This is a genomic window from Escherichia sp. UTM R2, from assembly GCF_048593455.1.
GTDB lineage: Bacteria > Pseudomonadota > Gammaproteobacteria > Enterobacterales > Enterobacteriaceae > Escherichia > Escherichia coli.
The window spans coordinates 2,374,977-2,395,331 of record NZ_JBFWDY010000002.1; the positions used below are offsets into that span (position 1 = coordinate 2,374,977).

Genomic DNA, 20,355 nt, shown 5'->3' on the forward strand with positions numbered 1-20,355 from the left:
TTAAGGAAATGCTGTAGATAAACATTATTCATCTTGCAGCAGAGAATTGTATTTTTCTGAATTCCTGAATTTTTGCCCTTACCGTTTTAGAATTAATAAAAAACCCGGCGCTAAATGCTTACCGGGTTTTAGATTTATCAGGCAAATAGCAGTGTTAACCGCTAATCTGCTCCATCGCCTGCAAAATACGCTTATCTGAAATCGGATAAGGCGTACCAAGTTGTTGAGCGAAGTAACTAACGCGCAACTCTTCTATCATCCAACGGATCTCTTTCACGTCTTCATCCTCACGACGTGCGGGCGGCAGTTTGTTGATCCATTGCTGCCACGCCTGCTGGACGTTTTCGACTTTCAGCATCTGAGCACGGTCGCGATGCGGATCAACCGCCAGTTTTTCCAGCCGTTTTTCAATCGCCTGCAAATATCGCAGCGTGTCGCCCAGCCGTTTGAAGCCGTTACCAGTGACAAAACCGCGATATACCAGCCCGCCCATCTGCGCTTTAATGTCAGAAAGCCCCAGCGCCATGGTCATATCCACCCGCCCTTTTAGGCGTTTGTTGATATTGAAGACTGCCGTAAGGATTTGCTCGACCTGCTTCGCAATATCCACCACCGTGTCATTCAGTTCGGCACGCACTTTCTCATGCAGCGCAGCAAAGCCTTCTTCCGTCCAGACCGGGCCACCATTGGCGTCGATCAATTTATCCACACCGCAGGAGATACAGTCGTCGATCAGCTCCAGCACTTTGCCATACGGGTTAAAGTACAGTCCAAGCTTGGCTTTGTTTGGTAACTTCTCATGTAAATACTTGATCGGCGAGGGAATATTCAGCAGAAGTAGACGGCGAAGACCGTTCCACATTGCCTGTTTTTGCTCCAGCGGGTTATCAAACAGTTTGATCGCCACACTGTCGCGCTCATCCACCAGCGCCGGCCACGCCTTCACTTTGTAGTTGCCGCGCTTCTGCTCGTAGCTTTCCGGCAGTTGCCCAAAACTCCAGATATGTAAGCCGCTCTGCTCGATACCGTCATCCGCCACCGCAGACAGCGTTTCCTGCACTTTGCCTTTCAGCGCATCTTTCAGATCTTGTAGCGAGCGCCCTTCTTTTAGCTTCTTGTTTTTGTCATCCACCACGCGGAAGGTGATTTTTAGGTGATCGGGCACCTGATCCCAGTGCCAGTCTTCGCGGTCAACGGTAACGCCGGTCATCCGCCGTAACTCGCGCTCAAGGCTGTCAAGCAACGGTAACTCCAGCGGTGTGACGCGGCCTAAAAACGCTTCGGCGTAGTTTGGCGCGGGTACAAAATTACGGCGTACCGGTTTCGGCAACGATTTAATCAGAGCAATCACCAGTTCGCGGCGCAGACCGGGGATCTGCCATTCAAACCCGCTTTCCTCAACCTGGTTAAGTAACGGCAGCGGAATATGTACGGTCACACCGTCAGCATCCGCGCCGGGCTCAAACTGATAGCTCAAACGCAGCTTGAGATTGCCCTGATGCCAGAAGTTCGGGTAATCCAGCTTGCTGATTTTTTCCGCGCCTTCTTTGATCAACATGCTCTTTTCAAAGTTGAGCAAATCAGGCGTTTCGCGGCTGACTTTTTTCCACCAGCTGTCGAAGTGACGAGCGGAGATTACATCGTGGCTGATGCGCTGGTCGTAGAACTCAAACAGCGTTTCGTCATCAACCAGAATATCGCGGCGACGTGATTTGTGTTCCAGCTCCTCTACTTCCGCCCGTAGTTTCAGGTTTTCACGGAAGAATGCGTGACGCGTCTGCCAGTCACCTTCCACCAGCGCGTGGCGAATAAAGAGTTCACGACATAACGCCGGATCGATCTGGCTGTAGTTGACCTTGCGCGCGGCAACAATTGGCAAACCATAAACAGTGACTTTTTCCGTTGCCATCACCGCGCCCTGCGCCCGTTCCCAGTGCGGTTCGCTGTAGGTACGTTTAATCAAATGCTGAGCGACAGGCTCCACCCATTCCGGATCGATACGCGCAGCAATGCGCCCCCACAGGCGGCTGGTTTCTACCAGTTCCGCCACCATTACCCATTTAGGCGGTTTTTTGAATAAACCAGAACCGGGGAAGATGGAGAAACGCGCGTTACGTGCGCCGGTATATTCTTGTTTATCGGCATCTTTCATGCCGATATGGGAAAGCAAACCCGTCAGCAACGCAATGTGAATTTCGCGATACTCCGCCGGTTCGCTGTTAACCGGAATGCCAAGTTCTTTCACCACCTGACGCAACTGGGTGTAGATATCCTGCCATTCGCGCACGCGCAGATAGTTGAGGTAATCGGTACGACACAGGCGACGGAAGGCGTTGGAAGAAAGCGCCTTTTGCTGCTCGCCAAGATAATTCCACAGATTTACAAACGCGAGGAAGTCGGATTCTTTGTCGTGGAAGCGACGATGTTTTTCGTCCGATGCCTGCTGTTTGTCCATCGGACGTTCGCGCGGATCCTGAATGGAGAGCGCGGACGTGATAATCATCGCCTCACGCACGCAGCCATGTTTTTGCGCTTCCAGCACCATACGCGCCAGACGTGGGTCGACAGGCAACTGCGAGAGCTGGCGACCGAGCGGCGTCAGTTTATAGGCGCTGGCCTGTTCATCCGTGGTGATCGCGCCCAGTTCTTCGAGCAGACGCACGCCATCCTGGATATTGCGTTTATCCGGTGCTTCGACAAACGGGAACGCAGCGATATCGCCCAGCCCCAGCGCGGTCATCTGCAAAATAACCGAGGCCAGGTTGGTACGCAGAATCTCCGGATCGGTAAACTCCGGGCGCGAGAGGAAATCGTCTTCGGAATAGAGACGAATACAGATCCCTTCGGACACACGACCACAGCGGCCTTTACGCTGATTGGCAGACGCCTGCGAAATGGGTTCAATCGGCAAACGCTGCACTTTGGTGCGATAGCTGTAGCGGCTGATACGCGCTGTACCGGGGTCGATGACGTATTTAATCCCCGGTACGGTCAGCGAGGTTTCCGCGACGTTGGTCGCCAGCACAATGCGCCGTCCGCTGTGCGACTGGAACACGCGGTTCTGTTCGCTGTTCGAAAGCCGCGCATAAAGCGGCAAGATTTCGGTATGGCGTAAGTTCAGCTTGTTCAGCGCATCGGCGGTATCGCGAATTTCCCGCTCACCACTCATAAAGATCAGAATGTCGCCAGGGCTTTCCTGGCTCAGTTCGTCTACGGCGTCAAAAATCGCCTGCAACTGATCGCGCTCGGTGTCATCGGCTTCTTCAACAATCGGTCGATAGCGCACTTCCACCGGATAGGTCCGACCGGAGACTTCGATAATCGGCGCATTATTAAAGTGGCGCGAAAAGCGTTCCGGGTCGATAGTCGCGGAAGTGATAATGATTTTTAGGTCAGGACGCCGCGGCAGCAACTCTTTCAAATAGCCGAGCAGAAAATCGATATTCAGGCTGCGTTCGTGCGCTTCGTCAATAATGATGGTGTCGTACTGCATCAGCAGGCGGTCTTGCTGGATCTCCGCCAGCAGGATACCGTCGGTCATCAGCTTGACCATCGTGTTATCACTTACGTGATCGCTGAAACGCACTTTGTAACCGATGCAACCGCCCGGCTCCGTTTTCAGCTCTTCCGCAATACGGTTCGCCACCGTTCTTGCCGCCAGGCGACGCGGCTGGGTATGGCCGATCAGCCCTTTAATCCCGCGCCCCAGCTCCATACAGATTTTCGGTAACTGAGTCGTTTTACCAGAACCCGTTTCCCCGGCGACGATCACCACCTGGTGATCACGAATCGCTTCGAGAATGTCCTGTTTTTTCTGACTAACCGGTAAATTGTCAGGATAAGTAATTTCCGGTCGTGCCGCTTCACGCAGCAGGACTTTCCCTGCCGCCTGGTCAATCTCTTTCGCCATCTCCTGGAAAATGGCCTGTTGTGCATCAGGATTTTTAACCTTCTTAACACCGTGCAGACGGCGAGAAAAACGCAGTCTGTCGCGCAGCATCAGCGAATCCAGCCGCTGCTGCAAGGCCGTAAAGGTCAATTTTTGTTGTTCTGTCATAACGTTAGTGGGCAGTAATCTGCCTGATTAATTTTCTTTTAAATGATAGATATAGAGTACCACATCGCGGCTTTCTATGCGTTGTTCAATAAATTCGAACATAGGCTTCGATTTATTGCGCTATCTCTGTGGCAGGATTGTGAATAAAGTGTCAACAAGCAACGGGGCATCGCCCATTCAAACATCTATAAGGAAACACCATGAGCAAGGTATTAGTTCTTAAATCCAGCATCCTGGCAGGGTACTCTCAGTCTAATCAGTTGTCCGATTATTTTGTTGAACAATGGCGCGAAAAGCACTCCGCTGATGAAATCACCGTTCGCGACCTGGCTGCAAATCCGATTCCGGTACTGGATGGCGAACTGGTTGGTGCACTGCGTCCGAGCGATGCGCCGCTGACTCCTCGTCAGCAAGAAGCTCTGGCGCTTTCCGATGAGTTGATTGCCGAGCTGAAAGCCCACGACGTTATCGTTATTGCGGCACCGATGTATAACTTCAATATCTCGACTCAGTTGAAAAACTATTTTGACCTGGTTGCACGCGCAGGCGTTACTTTCCGCTATACCGAGAACGGTCCGGAAGGTCTGGTAACGGGTAAAAAAGCCATCGTTATTACCAGCCGCGGCGGGATCCACAAAGATGGACCAACGGACCTGGTGACGCCGTATCTGTCCACGTTCCTCGGCTTTATCGGCATTACCGATGTGAATTTTGTCTTCGCCGAAGGGATCGCATACGGTCCGGAAATGGCAGCGAAAGCGCAGTCTGACGCGAAAGCAGCCATCGACAGCATTGTTGCTGCATAACCGGACACGATCTTGATGTGGACTGTAGTTCAGTCCACATCTCAATCCACTTACCTGTTTTCCCATAATTTCAACATCGCTTTGTGCTCTTCCTTAAGCACAATATGCGAGCGTCTGGCTCGAATAAAGCTAATCGCTTCATCAACGGTTTTACAGTGTCCGTAACATAACAGCCATGCCGCCACTACCAGCGCACTGCGCGATAATCCCAATGCGCAATGGACCAGAACGCTGCCTTGCTCTTCGCGTAATGTTTCCAGCATCGCCACGGCCTGTCGTAGCTCCCCCTCTTCCGGAACCACCAGATCCAGCATCGGTACACAGAAATAGAGTCGATCTTTTGTCGCTCGTCCGCGAGGGAATTCAAAGGTGACGTCCAGAACCGCATTCTGTGCCGGAATATGTCGTGGAAACGCCCCTAAATAAACACCAGCAGTCATTTTGCTCACCGGCTCCAGGCGACGACAAAACCAACGCATAGACAGCCACATCCCGATGCGGCAGGGCAATGTCAGCCAGTAAACGGCGGGCGGTAGTTTCCCCTGACTATCTTTCCCTGTTGTTATCGCGCCAAGCCCACCGTACCCACGGCCAATTATGAGTAGCGATAATACTGGCCAACATAACCAGACTGACCACCATAACTGAATCATCATCATTAGCTCCATCAATACAATGCGCGAGCCCGCGCCTACGACATAGGGCAGTGCTATTTTGATTCGACGTTGATCAGGTTTCTGATAATTCCAACGACGGTCGACGGGCACCATCCAGTCAATCAACATACCTACCGCCAGCCCTGTGATGACATCAATAAAATGATGCTGCCAGGTCGTCAGCGTCGAAATGGCGATGAGTAAAAACCATCCGCCGCAGACTTTACGCCACCTCTCAGCCAGATGCTGACGAAAGTGACGCCAAAGTAGCCAGCAGAGAATAATATGCAGCGAAGGAGACTGGTTATAAGGCAGATCAAACAGTTCAAGTTGCGAAAATAGCCATCCCGTCACCCCACTCACTTCAGGACGGATAAAACTAAACTTCAGCGGATAGAGCAAAAAACCGCAGCAGGCCATTACCGTTGCCAGAATAAGCCGGTGGACAAGTCGGCGCTGTTCGAATGTCGTGCTACAAACGAACAGCGAAAATCCATATAAAAGATCCAGACTCCAGTAAGGAACAATAGTCCAGGGAAGAAAAGGGATCGCCGTTTCCCAACCGAATACCTGACTGGGGATATCATGGCTGTTAAGGTCCTGAACCGCGGTGAACTGATTAAGAGATCCATAGGTGAAGAAGAAAAACGGGGCCAGCAACAATAACCAGCCAGCGCCTTGTAGCAATACGTTCCGACGTTCAGTTATCACGACGCACCGCCATCGAAACCGTAAAAATACCCCACTCATCAATCCGTTGTGTGCATTTATCAAATCCGGCATCACGCACGAGTGAATCCATCTCCCCTTGCGAACGCACGCGCATTACCCACGGTTTACCATCTTTATGACTGGTTAACACCCCGGCAATCATCTCCAGTTGAGGGTGCCACGGCTGCCCGGTGTAGATGAGAATGCCGCCCGGTTCGATGGCATTGGCAAGACCTGCGAGTGAGTTTTTTACCTGCTCATTTTCGGGAAAAAGCTCATACAGGCCAGAGACAATCGCCAGCGTAGGCCGCGGAGTTAACGCGCTGAGTTCCTCCGGGTTAAACGCATCGCCCTGTTCAAAACGCACCCGCCCAGACATTCCCCGTTGAGCAATCATCTCTTGCCCCTGTGCAACATTTAACTCGCTGTAATCACGTAACAAAATATCGCTTACGGCAGGCTCGTTTGCCAGCGCATCCAGTACATAGCGCCCATGCCCTGCGGCAATGTCAACCACGCGGACGGCTAAACCTTTGGCGTGGAGATCGGCAACGGCTTGTTTAATCAGTATTTGTAAATGGGTTTTGCGCTGGCGAATACCGCGCCAGCCAACACTGTTCAGGTAGATTTTGTCGACTAAACGCCCGAATGCGTTACTACCTTGCGGTTGATTTTGATAGACATAATCCAGCGAACTGCCTGAATCAAAGCCGGTGCTCATTCCGAGATGCAGGCCCGAAGAGTGCGTCCCGAACAATTTCATCGCCTTTCGCATAAAGCGATACGCTAAATCAACCGGCGATAATGGCACGGGTCCACCAGAAAGTAGCCGCCATCGATCCGCTGATGGTCCTGTGCAGTCTTCATGCTGATAATCAAATTTTTGCGATTTGTTAGCATATAAACGACTAATAAAGCTTTGCATTTTTTCAAATGCCAGCGCCCTGTTCTCTTCACCCAACGTGTCGTGATAAAAGCCTGGCAGCAGATGCAGCTCTTTCAGAGGGCTACGTAATCTCTGATAAAAATCAATCTGCGGTTGGCGATGCACCACATAGTCATCGCCTGATATCAGAAGTTGCGTGGGGAGCGTAATCGCCGCCGCATCTCTAATAATACGTTCAGACGTTTTGTAGAGATCGAGCAAGATATTAACGGCAATCGCCCGTGTGATCAGCGGATCATTATTGAAACTCGCCCCCCGTTGCCGATCGTGGGTCAAATAGCGTCCTTTCACATAGGAATTAATAAAAAACAGACCACGCAGACGATGCCATAACGCCAGCGCAGGACGTGCCAGCGGCACATACAATTTAACCTTAAAGGCCGGAGAAGCCAGCACCAGCCCGCGAATTGCAGGTGCATAATCATGAATCCATGTGGCAACCAGCACAGCGCCGACGCTTTGCGCGATCACTACCACCTCTTCCAGTCCAACCTGGCTGTCGCTGGCAGCAAAACGGACAAATTCATCGACATCCCGCACTGAACGCGCAAGAGATGGGCTATAACCACGCGGCCCCGAACTTTTTCCATGCCCTCGGGCATCCCAGGCATAAAAAGCAGTATCTGGCATCGCCAGTTCATCAACGAGATGTTGTAGACGACCAGAATGTTCATGCCCGCGATGAAATAAGACGATGACCTTTTTCGCCCCGGGCTGTAAAGCGGGCCAGTGCCGATAAAACAACGCTGTATTATCACTGGTGGTAAAAAAATGTTCCCCAGGGATGCGTGAATTTTCCATTTTCTCTATTTTCCTTCAGTAACAGCAGTAGCGTATAAAATAAAAAAATACCGGAGCGGTGAAAATTAATGAGTCAATCCTGTCAAGGAGTCCGCCATGTCCTGGCAATAGTTTTCCGCTATCTTTAACACCAATATCTCGTTTGATGGCTGACATCACGACATCGCCGCAAAAACCACTAATACCAATTAACAAACCCGCTAATAATGCCTGTAATGTATTTAGCGGTGTCAGTAACGGTCCGATAATCAGTGACGCAATCATGATGGTGATGACGCCGCCCATCAGACCTTCCAATGTTTTTCCCGGGCTGACTTTAGGGACCACTTTTCTTCTGCCGCAGGATTTTCCCCATAAATACTGTGCAATATCGTTTGACTCGGTTAATGCCAAAAGAAATAACACCAGTAACGCCCCGCCCTGGATATTTGTGGTTGGCAACATTAATAACCAGGCGGCATGACTCAAGGCGAAAACGGTCATTATCCAGCCCCAATAAATGGCGCTCACGGTATGCAGAAAACCAGAGGGGTCACCCACTAAAACTTGCCCGGTGGCTAATATCAGAAACCCAGCCAAAGGTATAAATAACAGAAACAGCTCAAAGCAATTAAAACCGATAAGCAAATAGTTAAGAGGAATACCCCAATATAACCAACGCGGAAAATGTACAGATATAAGCTTACAATATTCTTTCAATGCCAGAAAACTTATCAGCGCAAAAAACGTCAACGTCATCCAGCGTGGACCTGAAATCACCATTGAAAAACAAATGACGATGCCCCACCAGGTACGAATACGTAATGTAACCTCACCCCCTTTTCTCTCCGGTAACCGCCATAGCAGAAAACGGTTTATCAGCGTTGCTAAAATTAGCAACGCGAAAAGTGTTGCCAGAGATTTTTCCAGCATTATATTTCAGCGCTCATAAGAAGCACACTCCGACAACGATTAATCGCAGTCCAGAGAAGCAGAATTGAAGCAATGCTCCATAAAAGATTATTCCACTGCATCCACTGTGGATAAATGGCAACGGCCAGACCCCACAGACCAAATATTAACGCGCGATCGCTTTTGCCAAATGGACCGGCATAACTGCGAACACCGTTAATCGTCTGCGCGAGTAAACCGCAAAACTCGGTCAATATGGTGCAAAATAACATGAGTATCACGAGTGATGCGTTACTTTCCGGTAAAAATAAAAATGTTAAATAGAGCGCAATATCGGAAATAACATCACCAGTCTCATTCAAAATTGCCCCAAGCCGTGTTTGCTGATTGCACTCACGCGCCAACATGCCATCCAGCGCATTGAGCGCCATACGGATAAAAAGCACGATGGGCAATAGCATAAAGAGGATGGGTTGTGCCACCAACATCAACAGCAATCCGGTAAGAAGAGAAAGCGCCAGTGCAGCAAGAGTGATGTGATTCGCTGTAACGTGGTGCTTGTAAAGCCAAAACATCGTCGGCCTTAACAGCGACTGAAAGAGCGGTTTTATCTGGTAGAGCGTCATTATCAATCCTTGATAATTCGGTTTGCGCTATGGTGCATCAATTCCCCTGACGGAGATATCGCAACACGCCGCTTCATTAAAAATTCAGAATATATCAAGGTATTGGGGACTCACTGTCAGGAATAATTATCCCCAATTAATCAAAGGGTTAAGAAATATTACGTTGTGGATCAATACAACTCATCAAGTTTTCTCATCGCTTGTTCCCGTATTGCGCGCGTCTTACCGTTAAGCGCCAGCTGGCGGACTAAATCCAGTTCAGGGTTAACAAGCTCTAACGCCAGCAAAGGATCACGTTTCAGCCTCGCCTTTAATACATCAACTGGAAAACGGGGATTATTCATCGCCACAATCCACCACTCGGGATCAATTTCTGCCGCCAGTACTGCAGGCGGTGTGTGGCGGTTGTTAAGTGCGCCGAACTTGAAAAATGTGAGATTGCTTTTCGCCAGTGTACTCCACCATATACGATCCGGTTGTTTTGCCAGTACATCCAGTTGTGCTAACGCATCGGGGTCGAGTGCATAATAGACGCGTAATGCTTCATCAACCTGCGCACGGGAGCTGTTTTCCTGCCTCAGAAAAAACTTCGCCCAAATATCATTGCGTGGCGTATTTTGCTGTAATTCCTTGAGGACAACAGCGGGTAAATTATCCCAACTAACTAATGCACTCTCTAAAAAGTCCCAGTCTTCCAAACGTATCAGGGCTGTGGCATTTAATAGCATCTGATCATCAACTTCACCGTGGCTGATAAGCTCAGACAAAATCATATCAGCGCTGGTTTCATACGCAGCTGAATCTGCTTTCGGATTATTTTTCCGATGCGATAAAGCACGTTGCCAAATTTTTTGTTTCATCGACGTGCTCAGATACTGATTTTTCGCCAGATTACTCCACCCCTCAGGATCGTTGAAACGTGTCAATAACCGTTGTAGAGCAGCGTCAGAGTGAATTACCTGCATATCCCGACAGCAAAAGTAGGCAGGGGATTTTTTCTCCATCTTTTTAACAAAATTAAACTGTAAGTTATCTGGCAATGCTAAAAATAACACACGTATTAGATCATCGTCATTCTCGAATTTTTGGTATAAATAGGCTGCAACTTTGTCACTCTCTTGTGGCGTCATCCGCAATAATTGACCATGGTGTTTCATCTCTGCCAGCTTGAACGCTAAGCTTGTGACAACATTGTTTGATGAATCGTTCGCCAACTGCATTGCCTGATTGTAGGTGAGTTGTCCTCCAGCACCGACCTGACGAATAGAGGAATCATCACTGCGGATATAGCCATCAATAATGGATTCAGGCAATAACCACGCATCTTTATAAAGCTCCTGAATGATCATATCCCAATCTCTTTTCGCCAGAGTCATTACGATATCCAGAGGGAGATTTTCACGTAGCGCAAGATTCAACGGACCGACACCATCAGGTAGACGACTCATTCGCGTCATTATTTCGACAGAGAGCGGTTCACGGTCGAGCAACCCCAGAACAACAGGCTGGTAACCCAATTGCTGATCGGTCAACTCCAGAATCTCATTGTCAGGCATATATCTCGCCATACTTTCAATCGTTTGTTCATCATTGCTATTAATAAGTTGTTTGCGTAGGTTAGCTGAAATTCCTTTAAGCCTTGGGAGAGTTCGGATTATGGCAAGATCAAATGTCGCAATATCTCGTCCTTCAAATGCAGCAACGTTGCCTTCATCCAGCATTTGCAATTCCTGCACTAACTCAGGAGAAGGCTTAGGGCGAAACAGCGCTTCTTTTTTCATCTGATTACAGACATTCCCTGCCATGCGAATATTGCTTCGCTTAAAAATTTCTTTCAGAGCATCTTCATCATTTATTAGACCCCAATAATATGCATCAGGATTTATTATCATCAGCGCTTTTTTGACATTTTCAGTGTCATTTTTGTCACTCGCACGGACCATGAATTCACTATTTGTCGAAGACGCAACAACAGGTGCAATTATGTCATTGATAAATATCCCACGCGCATTAATACTCCCCTTAATCGTAGACGGATTATCGTAATATGAGTCGATAAATACCAGTCCACTTGCATTTATCGAACCGGTAATTAACAGTGGTGAATCCGTAACTATATTCGTTGCCGTCACGTTACCGAGAATAACCCATGGATTAGAAAGAGAGAAAGTGGAAATATTTCCTTTGACTGTCAAATTGCCAAGAACAATCAATTTTTGATTACTCTCTATATTACCTTCTACCACTAAATCGCCACGATGCACTTTCCAGTCCGATGCAGATAAACCGAAGGGGACAAGATTCACGCTACTGTTGATAGCTTGTTCAACTTGTTGTTTATCTTCAGCGGTAGCCGCAGAAAAAAATTGTTCAATATCAACTGCATTTGCAACACATCGAAGTTCCGCCTGTACTGGAAGACTCAGCATAAACAGGGGAAGTAAACCTATCCAGCCGCAAATCCTGGCCTTAAACATATGCACTCCATGCCATTAAAAAAGAAACAAAAGGGAAATGCATCTTTCCCTTTTGTATATTCGTTATTCTCGCGAAATACCATCCAACGTAGACAACACTTCCTCAGAAAGTTGCAATTTTTCAGCAGCCATATTCTCCCGTAAATGCGCAACCGAAGACGTCCCTGGGATCAGCAAAATATTCGGTGAACGCTGTAACAGCCACGCCAGCGCCACCTGCATTGGTGTTGCACCCAGGCTCGCAGCAACATCGGAAAGTGTGGACGATTGCAGCGGTGTAAAGCCCCCGAGCGGGAAGAACGGCACGTAGGCAATGCCATCGTGGGCCAAAGCATCAATCATTGCATCATCAGCACGGTGCGCGATGTTGTATTCGTTTTGCACACAGACAATTTCGGCAATCTTGCGCGCCTCTGCAACCTGCGTCGGTGTGACGTTGCTCAGGCCAATATGTTTTACCAGGCCTTGTTGTTGCATCTCTGCCAGCACGGTCAGGCTGGCCTCAATCGATCCTTCCGCTGGGCCATGACCATCCCCCATCATAACGCGCAGGTTAACCACATCCAGCACGCCCAGCCCGAGATTACGTAGATTATCGTGCACCGCTTTTTGCAGCTCTGCCGGAGAAAATGCGGGCAACCAGGATGCGTCCTCTCCACGCCGCGCACCAATTTTAGTGACAATTGTCAGGTCGTCAGAGTAAGGATAAAGCGCTTCGCGGATAATCTGATTGGTGACGTGCGGACCATAAAAGTCGCTGGTATCAATATGATTGACGCCCAATGCCAGCGCCTCACGCAGCACGGTTATAGCGACGTGGCGATCTCGTGGGGGGCCAAAAACTCCAGGACCTGCCAGTTGCATCGCGCCATAACCAAGACGGTTAACGGATTTTGTACCGAGAGTAAATGTATTGCTGCTCATCGCACCCTGCCCTGTAATAAAACGGATTAAGAAAAATCAGTATAGAAACGAAAAGAGATAAATAATGCGAAGGTGTAAACAAGATTACTGGATGAGTTGCTCTATTGTCCTGAAAGACACAAAACAAAACGCGTCACGTACCACATCCGGCAATAAAAAAACCGCAACCTGTATCAGCGTTGCGGTTTAGGGATCACATGCTAAAAATTAGAACGTTTTCTTGAAGTTTAGCATCACGCCTTTATCGCTGATGCCATCCTCTTTCCAGTTGTACGCATCCAGATTCAGCGAACTTTCTTTGCTGCTGTACTTCACGCCGACGCTTGTCAGGCTATTGATGCCGCCGCCCTTCTGACCGTCATCGACGTTAAAGTGCTGACTGCCTGCGCCTGCCAGGCTTGCCGTACGCTGGCTCTTCGCGTAGCTCAGGTTCGGCCCGCCTTCCAGCGTAGCGCTAGCGCTCCAGCCGTCTTTACCTGCGTAGTCCAGTTTCAGCCCGACGATGCTGTCCACCGCCGTTTCGCTGCCACTGTTCATATTCAGGTTAAAGTCTCCGGCATTGCGCTCCTGATAGCCACCTTCCAGTGTGTGACGCAGTTTTACACCCGCATATGGCGTAACCTTCAGTCCTTCGCTCGGTTCGAAAGTCTTCGCCCCTTCGCTGCGGAACTCCAGGTACTGCTGTTTCACGTCGGTATCAGCCGTTTTGTTCGTGTTGCCAAATGCAATCGAGCGGCTGCTGTCAAGGTTGTGAACGTCGTAACGCAAGGCGTTATTCCAGTTCATGCCGTTATCGAACGACATCTGATGTTTCAGGCCAAAAAACTGGCTATAACCGCCTGTAACGCCATTATCACCCGCTTTCTGCGCACCATCACCATCGAGACGAGCGATACCGTACTCCAGACTCATCGTCTGGCTTTCGCTCAGGTCGATAGTTTTACGCAATGCCAGCATGTCGTATTCGGTATTATTACCTAACTCGGCACGCGGATCGCCTTTCGCGACAACGTTGAACGCCAGACCGTTACCCACTTTCGGCGCGGCATCTGCCAGCATACTAAAGCGGTTGCTTAACACGCGCGCTTCGCGGAATACCGTGGTCGCCTGGCTACCGCTGACCTGTTTCAGAGCACTGTTCAGTTCAGCAGTCGTGCCGACGTTCAGGCTGGTAAACAGTTCGTTGTTGGTGTAACCCGCATCCAGTGCTTTCGCGATGTCATTCACCGAGGCATCTGTTGCCACATCGGTGTAGGCATTTTTGCTCATGGTGACGTCAACGTTACCGCTGGCATCGGTGCTGCCTTTGGCAGTCCATACCACGGACGTTGAGGTGATGGCGTCAGCGTCGGTCAGGTTGCTACCTTCCACTACGTTATCAAAACTCACAGTGGTGTCTGCCGTACCAGCGGTAAAGCCCGTGTTAATCTCCACGCCGTTCATGCTGGCATTGTTAACCTTCAGCTTCCCGGCGCTGCCGTTAACGTTGGTACCGACGACATAGCCGTTGAGGTTGTTCATGCTGCCACCAGCCTCATCACTTCCCGACGTTACACTAACCGTATTGGGCTTCGGCACATCCGGCAACGTATAGTCGCCATAATGCACTTCGCTGCTATTACCGTTGTTACCGTTCATACCTTCAACATTGATGCTGTCGCCCTGCTTGATCAGTCCAGAACCCGTAACCCCATCGGCAATCACCACCGTGCCGTTGTTAACCACATGACCTACTGTACCCAGTACGCTAAATGCAAACGAGTCATTGGCGAAGATATTGATGGTGCCGTTGTTTTCGATTACCGCATCCGCCGTGGCGTTGGCATCGAGTTGCATACCGATCATACCCGTGTCAGTAGTGCCTGCGGTACCGAGGTTGATGGTGCCATTGTTAACCAGCTGCGCGTTCTTATCACCTTCCATAGCCACAGCACCGGTGCCGCTGATGTTCATGATGCCGTCATTCTGGGCAATAAAGTTGCTGTGGGTGACTTTCACGGCACTGGCGCTGTCGTGATCGAAGTTGATGACCCCGTTATCCTGGTTCCAGAAGAAGGCATTCTGATCGCCGGCATTATTAGCGCTGACTACCAGTGACTTCGCAGAAACATCAATCGTTCCGTCATTGATAAAACGACCATTTCCGCCCCACATATTAACGGCTCCGTTGTGGGAAGAATTACTGATGTTCATGTGACCGGTATTATAAAGCGTACCGGACTGGTTGATGTGCACAGCATTCTTGTCGTTATCAAGAATAAACTCGCCGCGGTTATTGAAAGCTGAATTATTATTAACTTCCAGCATCCCGGTGTTGTTACCCTCACTACTACTTCCGAGGTTCCAGGTTCCTTCGTTATTTGCCACTGCAGTACCTGTCAGCGCAGCACCTCTCATAATCGCCCCGTCAGTTTGATTATTAAAGACCCCGCCAGCCGACATCATCCGCCCTGTTACACTGCCACTATTATTGAATACCCCCGCGTTCTGCACGATTTTATTGATGGTTCCGGTGTTGTTCACTAACGAACTATCAGCACCAGCATTCATGGTAATTTGCGCAGTCATTTCTCCGGCATTATTGAGGATTCCACCGCTAACATCGACGTTATTCGTCATCACCCCGGCATTTTTAATGACGGCACCCTTGTCAAGTTTTACTAAGTTATTGATGATGCCACCGCTGGTATTTTCCAGAAGACCGCTTGATACCGTAATTTGATCACCGGAAAGCGTTCCGCTATTAACAACATTCCCAGCCAGCTTATCAGTCACAGCAGCAGATTTATTTAGCGTTACAGTTTCTCCGCTTCGTATAATCGTATCGCCACCGGTATAGATCAGTGAGGTGAAATCATCTGTATTATTGTACTCATTCCCCGATTGGCACACGCCGAAAGTGCAGATTGTACCATAGTTAACAATTGTTCCTGTGCCATCGTTATAAAACGCCTGACCAGTACCAACATTGATATTGATAACACCCGTCTGGTCGTTGATAGCAGTACCATGCTCATAAACAGCCATCCCTACCAGAGTATTTGCTGCCAGACTATCGTCATAATTACCATTTTTTCGAGGTTAATCGTCCCCTGGTTAATAACTGTATTGCTGGCGCCATAGGCCGCCATACCTGCGCCGGCGTTATAAATAGTTATAACACCGCCCAATTGGTTAATTGCTGTTGCATTTTTCCCTGCACCACTATAACTATCAGTACCAACTCCCACACCTGTACCGAAGTCAATGGCGCTGTTGCTAGCTATATCTCGCATTGCGGTAGTGTCATTTGCATCTACCCACATAGAATCCAGTGTAATTTTACCCTGATTTTCTGCTGTTGAATCTGCTATAGCAAGCATGCCGACACTACCACGACCATACAAATCAATGATGCCGCTGTCAGTATTGATAATTGTGCTATTCGATTGAGCGACTAACCCTGTTATGCTACTGACATCGTTATTAAAAATAAATGAATTCGATGTGCCCGTTGAATACTTGTTAAATACGCTATGTTGTTCCGTCACTTTACCTGTGATCGTACCTGCATTAGTGGCGCTCCCTCCGTTAGTAGCCAGTAAAACAATGGGAGACGGTGCCGGATCTTTACCATTTTGTAATAACGAGATCGTGCCACTATTTATACCTGTTGTATTTTCACCAGTAACAAAAGCAAAACCTAAATTCTGAATTTCAACAGTACCTTTATTAACAATTTTCGCACCGGAATCAGCATAAGTAAGTTCTGGGGTTCTTGTCCCATGATGTTCAAAACTGTCAATATCCTGCATTGTTAGCGTAGCGCCACTGCCAATTTCCAGCAAAGCTTTATCCTGTACCCGAATAACCCCGGCAAACCCCAGAGGGAATTCTCCGCTGATTGTCGTATCTCCATTCAGATATACCGACGACTCACCACTAACGACAATAACGCTGGTATAACTATATCCTGTGCGCAAGGAAGCAACCTGCGACCCATCTGCAAGCGCGTTTTTCTCTCCAATCAGTTCAAGTCCACCATTCATATTAACGGTATTGCCATCGCCAATCACAACCAGACCTGACGTTTTCTCTGCGCTGCCATCAAATAAATTACTCTGACGAGAAGTAACCTCACTGTCTGATACAACAGTTAACTTTCCATCCAGCGTCACGTTATTATCACTGCCGTAAACGTTGATACCCACGGATGGATCGAAGAAATATTCCGCCGCATTGTCTGCGGTTTTATCCTTATCAACCAGAACGTTACCAGTGATATTCACTGTATTCGCATCGCCAGAAACGTTTATGCCCGTCGCTTTCTGCCCGACCACTTTTAGATCTTTTGCCGCCAGCGTCACGCTGTTATTGTTGCCATTAAGATCTACCCCGGTCGAGAAATCGCCAACCTGCATACTGCCTGCCAGCGAAACCTTCCCACTGTTGGTTGTGATGCTGAACCCTGTCGCTTCATTGCTAACGTTAACATCACCCGTATTGGATACTGTTGCCCCCTCACCGTTGATGAGCACGCCAATCGATCCAGTATCGGAAACAACAATATCTCCTTTGTTGTTAACCGTGCCGTTGTCACCAATGTTCTCAACACCATGCGCACCGCCTGTAACAGTCAGGCTACCATCCAGATTTACAATGCCGATATTGCCCGCGATTTTGGTACCCGTGGAATCTTTTCCATCAACAGAGGTTTTTCCACTGTTATTCGCGGTGGCGTCGTTACCGTTGATCTGAGTGCCGGTGCCGCCATTGGTGATAGTGCTCTCGCCTTCGTTATTGACGATGGCCTGGTCGCCGTCAATCTGGATACCGATGGACTCCGGATCGGTGACGGTCATGGTGCCCTTGTTATCCACCGTTGCGCTGTCGCCGGTGATATCAATACCGTGACCGCCGCCGCTGACATCCAGATCGCCGTCCTGAATCACCTTCCCGTTATTGCCAGCAATTTCCGTACCGGTGGAATCCTTGCCGTCAACGGTGGTTTTGCCGTTGTTGTTTGCCGTGGCGTCATCACCGTTAATCTGCGTGCCGGTGCCACCGTTGGTGATGGCGCTCTCGCCTTCGTTGTTAACAACCGCCTGGTCGCCGTCAACCTGGATACCGATGGACTCCGGATCGGTGACGGTCATGGTGCCCTTGTTATCCACCGTTGCGCTGTCGCCGGTGATATCAATACCGTGACCGCCGCCGCTGACATCCAGATCGCCGTCCTGAATAACTTTTCCGTTATTACCGTTGATTTCCGTACCGGTGGAATCCTTGCCGTCAACGGTGGTTTTGCCGTTGTTGTTTGCCGTGGCGTCATCACCATTAATCTGGGTGCCGGTGCCACCGTTGGTGATGGTGCTCTCGCCTTCGTTATTGACGATGGCCTTGTCACCGTCGATCTGGATACCCATGGACTCCGGATCGGTGACGGTCATGGTGCCCTTGTTATCCACCGTCGCGCTGTCGCCGGTGATATCAATCCCGTGACCGCCGCCGCTGACATCCAGATCGCCGTCCTGAATAACGTTTCCGTTATTGCCGTTGATTTCTGTACCGGTGGAATCCTTACCGTCAACGGTGGTTTTGCCGGTGTTATTCGCCGTGGCGTCGTCACCGTTAATCTGCGTGCCGGTGCCGCCGTTGGTGATGGTGCTCTCGCCTTCGTTATTAACAACCGCCTTGTCGCCGTCAATCTGGATACCGATGGACTCCGGATCGGTGACGGTCATGGTGCCCTTGTTATCCACCGTCGCGCTGTCGCCGGTGATATCAATACCGTGACCGCCGCCGCTGACATCCAGATCGCCGTCCTGAATCACTTTCCCGTTATTGCCGTTGATTTCCGTGCCAGTGGAATCCTTGCCGTCAACGGTGGTTTTGCCGCTGTTATTCGCCGTGGCGTCGTCACCGTTAATCTGCGTGCCGGTGCCGCCGTTGGTGATGGTGCTCTCGCCTTCGTTATTAACAACCGCCTTGTCGCCGTCAATCTGGATACCGATGGACTCCGGATCGGTAACGGTCATGGTGCCCTTGTTATCTACCGTCGCGCTGTCACCGGTGATATCAATACCGTGACCGCCGCCGCTGACATCCAGATCGCCGTCCTGGATAACTTTCCCGTTATTACCGTTGATTTCCGTGCCAGTGGAATCCTTGCCGTCAACGGTGGTTTTGCCGCTGTTATTCGCCGTGGCGTCGTCACCGTTAATCTGCGTGCCGGTGCCGCCGTTGGTGATGGTGCTCTCGCCTTCGTTATTAACAACCGCCTTGTCGCCGTCAATCTGGATACCGATGGACTCCGGATCGGTAACGGTCATGGTGCCCTTGTTATCTACCGTCGCGCTGTCACCGGTGATATCAATACCGTGACCGCCGCCGCTGACATCCAGATCGCCGTCCTGAATCACTTTCCCGTTATTACCGTTGATTTCCGTACCGGTGGAATCCTTGCCGTCAACGATGGTTTTGCCGTTGTTGTTTGCTGTGGCGTCGTCACCGTTAATCTGTGTGCCGGTGCCACCGTTGGTGATGGTGCTCTCGCCTTCGTTATTGACGATGGCCTTGTCGCCGTCAATCTGGATACCCATGGACTCCGGATCGGTGACGGTCATGGTGCCCTTGTTATCCACCGTCGCGCTGTCGCCGGTGATATCAATACCGTGACCGCCGCCGCTGACATCCAGATCGCCGTCCTGAATCACTTTCCCGTTATTACCGTTGATTTCCGTACCGGTGGAATCTTTACCGTCAACGGTGGTTTTGCCATTGTTGTTTACTGTGGCATTATCACCCGTAATAACAAGCTCACCGTTGTGATTATATTGCCACTTCGTTGCGCCATCTGCGCTCACCCCTTCAAGGGCAACAGTGTTATTCGCTTCATCAATCTGCCAAAGATTAATCGTTGCCTTACGACCATTGCTATCTTGCAGAGATATAGTCCCGTCAGCATTCTCGGTATAAGTAAAAACTGAATCGCGAATAGTTAACGTTTTTTCTGTTTTATCGAGAATAACGTCATTATTAAACGAAACCGGTTTGGGAGGTGTAGGCGTATCATCCGGATCGTCCGGTATTATCTCATCTCCGCCAGGAGTTGGGGGAACTGGAGTGTCGTCTGATTCATCATCAGGGGGTGTCGGTGGGAGTGGAGAATTGTTGCGATGATGATGATCATCATCGTCGTTTAGTTCCACTACGGCTAAGGCCGTGATTAACGCAGCAGCGCCTGTGGAAAGCCATGGCATCAGGTTTTGTTCGACTAAAGGAGAGCATTCAGAGGGTAAGCGTTTAAGCTCTTCCGGACTGAGTTTTCCTGGGTCTGCCGGACAAGTCACATTGGTATTTTTCTTTTCACCTGTGGTGGTTTCTACCTCTGTGATATCTGCCGCCCAACCCTGACCACTCAGAGCTAATGCAATACAGGCCGACAATAGAGTTTTCCTTTGCATAATAAATCCTTCTGG

The 20,355-nt window shown here is 49.6% G+C and carries 8 protein-coding genes and 1 pseudogene; 1 reads left to right on the forward strand and 8 read right to left on the reverse strand.

What is annotated here, in order from left to right:
- Positions 1 to 154 precede the first annotated feature (154 nt).
- Positions 155 to 4,057, reverse strand: a complete 3,903-nt coding sequence (gene hrpA, locus AB4H76_RS12335; RefSeq protein ID WP_000139568.1) for an ATP-dependent RNA helicase HrpA — start codon at positions 4,055 to 4,057, stop codon at positions 155 to 157.
- Positions 4,058 to 4,257: 200 nt separating this feature from the next.
- Between hrpA and azoR the strand changes: the two genes are divergently transcribed.
- A complete protein-coding gene (gene azoR, locus AB4H76_RS12340; RefSeq protein WP_000048951.1) occupies positions 4,258 to 4,863 on the forward strand; it encodes an FMN-dependent NADH-azoreductase in 606 nt (201 codons plus the stop codon).
- A gap of 50 nt (positions 4,864 to 4,913) precedes the next feature.
- Here azoR and AB4H76_RS12345 read toward each other — a convergent pair whose 3' ends face one another.
- The 7 genes and pseudogenes from AB4H76_RS12345 to AB4H76_RS12375 form a co-directional block, all read right to left on the reverse strand.
- Complete coding sequence (locus AB4H76_RS12345) at positions 4,914 to 6,230, reverse strand: phosphatase PAP2/dual specificity phosphatase family protein (RefSeq protein WP_124061961.1); 1,317 nt, start codon at positions 6,228 to 6,230, stop codon at positions 4,914 to 4,916.
- A complete protein-coding gene (locus AB4H76_RS12350; RefSeq protein WP_000431845.1) occupies positions 6,220 to 7,977 on the reverse strand; it encodes a bifunctional alpha/beta hydrolase/class I SAM-dependent methyltransferase in 1,758 nt (585 codons plus the stop codon). Before AB4H76_RS12350 ends, AB4H76_RS12345 begins: the two co-directional genes overlap by 11 nt.
- Positions 7,978 to 7,992: 15 nt before the next feature.
- On the reverse strand, positions 7,993 to 8,889 hold the full coding sequence (locus AB4H76_RS12355) for a phosphatidate cytidylyltransferase (RefSeq protein ID WP_077491559.1): 897 nt from the start codon (positions 8,887 to 8,889) through the stop codon (positions 7,993 to 7,995).
- Positions 8,889 to 9,494, reverse strand: a complete 606-nt coding sequence (locus tag AB4H76_RS12360) for a CDP-alcohol phosphatidyltransferase family protein (RefSeq protein WP_000177526.1) — start codon at positions 9,492 to 9,494, stop codon at positions 8,889 to 8,891. The genes AB4H76_RS12355 and AB4H76_RS12360 overlap by 1 nt, the downstream gene beginning before the upstream one ends.
- A 170-nt stretch (positions 9,495 to 9,664) precedes the next feature.
- Entirely contained in the window at positions 9,665 to 11,971 is a 2,307-nt protein-coding gene (locus AB4H76_RS12365; RefSeq protein ID WP_077491561.1) for a DUF2773 domain-containing bactofilin, read from the reverse strand.
- A 63-nt stretch (positions 11,972 to 12,034) separates the two neighbouring features.
- Positions 12,035 to 12,895 (reverse strand): pyridoxine 4-dehydrogenase, encoded by an 861-nt coding sequence (gene pdxI, locus AB4H76_RS12370; RefSeq protein ID WP_077491563.1) that lies wholly within the window; start codon positions 12,893 to 12,895, stop codon positions 12,035 to 12,037.
- Between the two features lie 207 nt (positions 12,896 to 13,102).
- Positions 13,103 to 20,340 (reverse strand): annotated as a pseudogene (locus AB4H76_RS12375) (autotransporter domain-containing protein).
- Between the last annotated feature and the right edge of the window lie 15 nt (positions 20,341 to 20,355).

What these genes read in the sequence shown, in the direction of transcription:
- hrpA (WP_000139568.1), bottom strand. Translation starts at nt 4,057, where the DNA reads ATGACAGAACAACAAAAATTGACCTTTACGGCCTTGCAGCAGCGGCTG.
- azoR (WP_000048951.1), top strand. Translation starts at nt 4,258, where the DNA reads ATGAGCAAGGTATTAGTTCTTAAATCCAGCATCCTGGCAGGGTACTCT.
- AB4H76_RS12350 (WP_000431845.1), bottom strand. Translation starts at nt 7,977, where the DNA reads ATGGAAAATTCACGCATCCCTGGGGAACATTTTTTTACCACCAGTGAT.
- AB4H76_RS12355 (WP_077491559.1), bottom strand. Translation starts at nt 8,889, where the DNA reads ATGCTGGAAAAATCTCTGGCAACACTTTTCGCGTTGCTAATTTTAGCA.
- AB4H76_RS12360 (WP_000177526.1), bottom strand. Translation starts at nt 9,494, where the DNA reads ATGACGCTCTACCAGATAAAACCGCTCTTTCAGTCGCTGTTAAGGCCG.
- AB4H76_RS12365 (WP_077491561.1), bottom strand. Translation starts at nt 11,971, where the DNA reads ATGTTTAAGGCCAGGATTTGCGGCTGGATAGGTTTACTTCCCCTGTTT.
- pdxI (WP_077491563.1), bottom strand. Translation starts at nt 12,895, where the DNA reads ATGAGCAGCAATACATTTACTCTCGGTACAAAATCCGTTAACCGTCTT.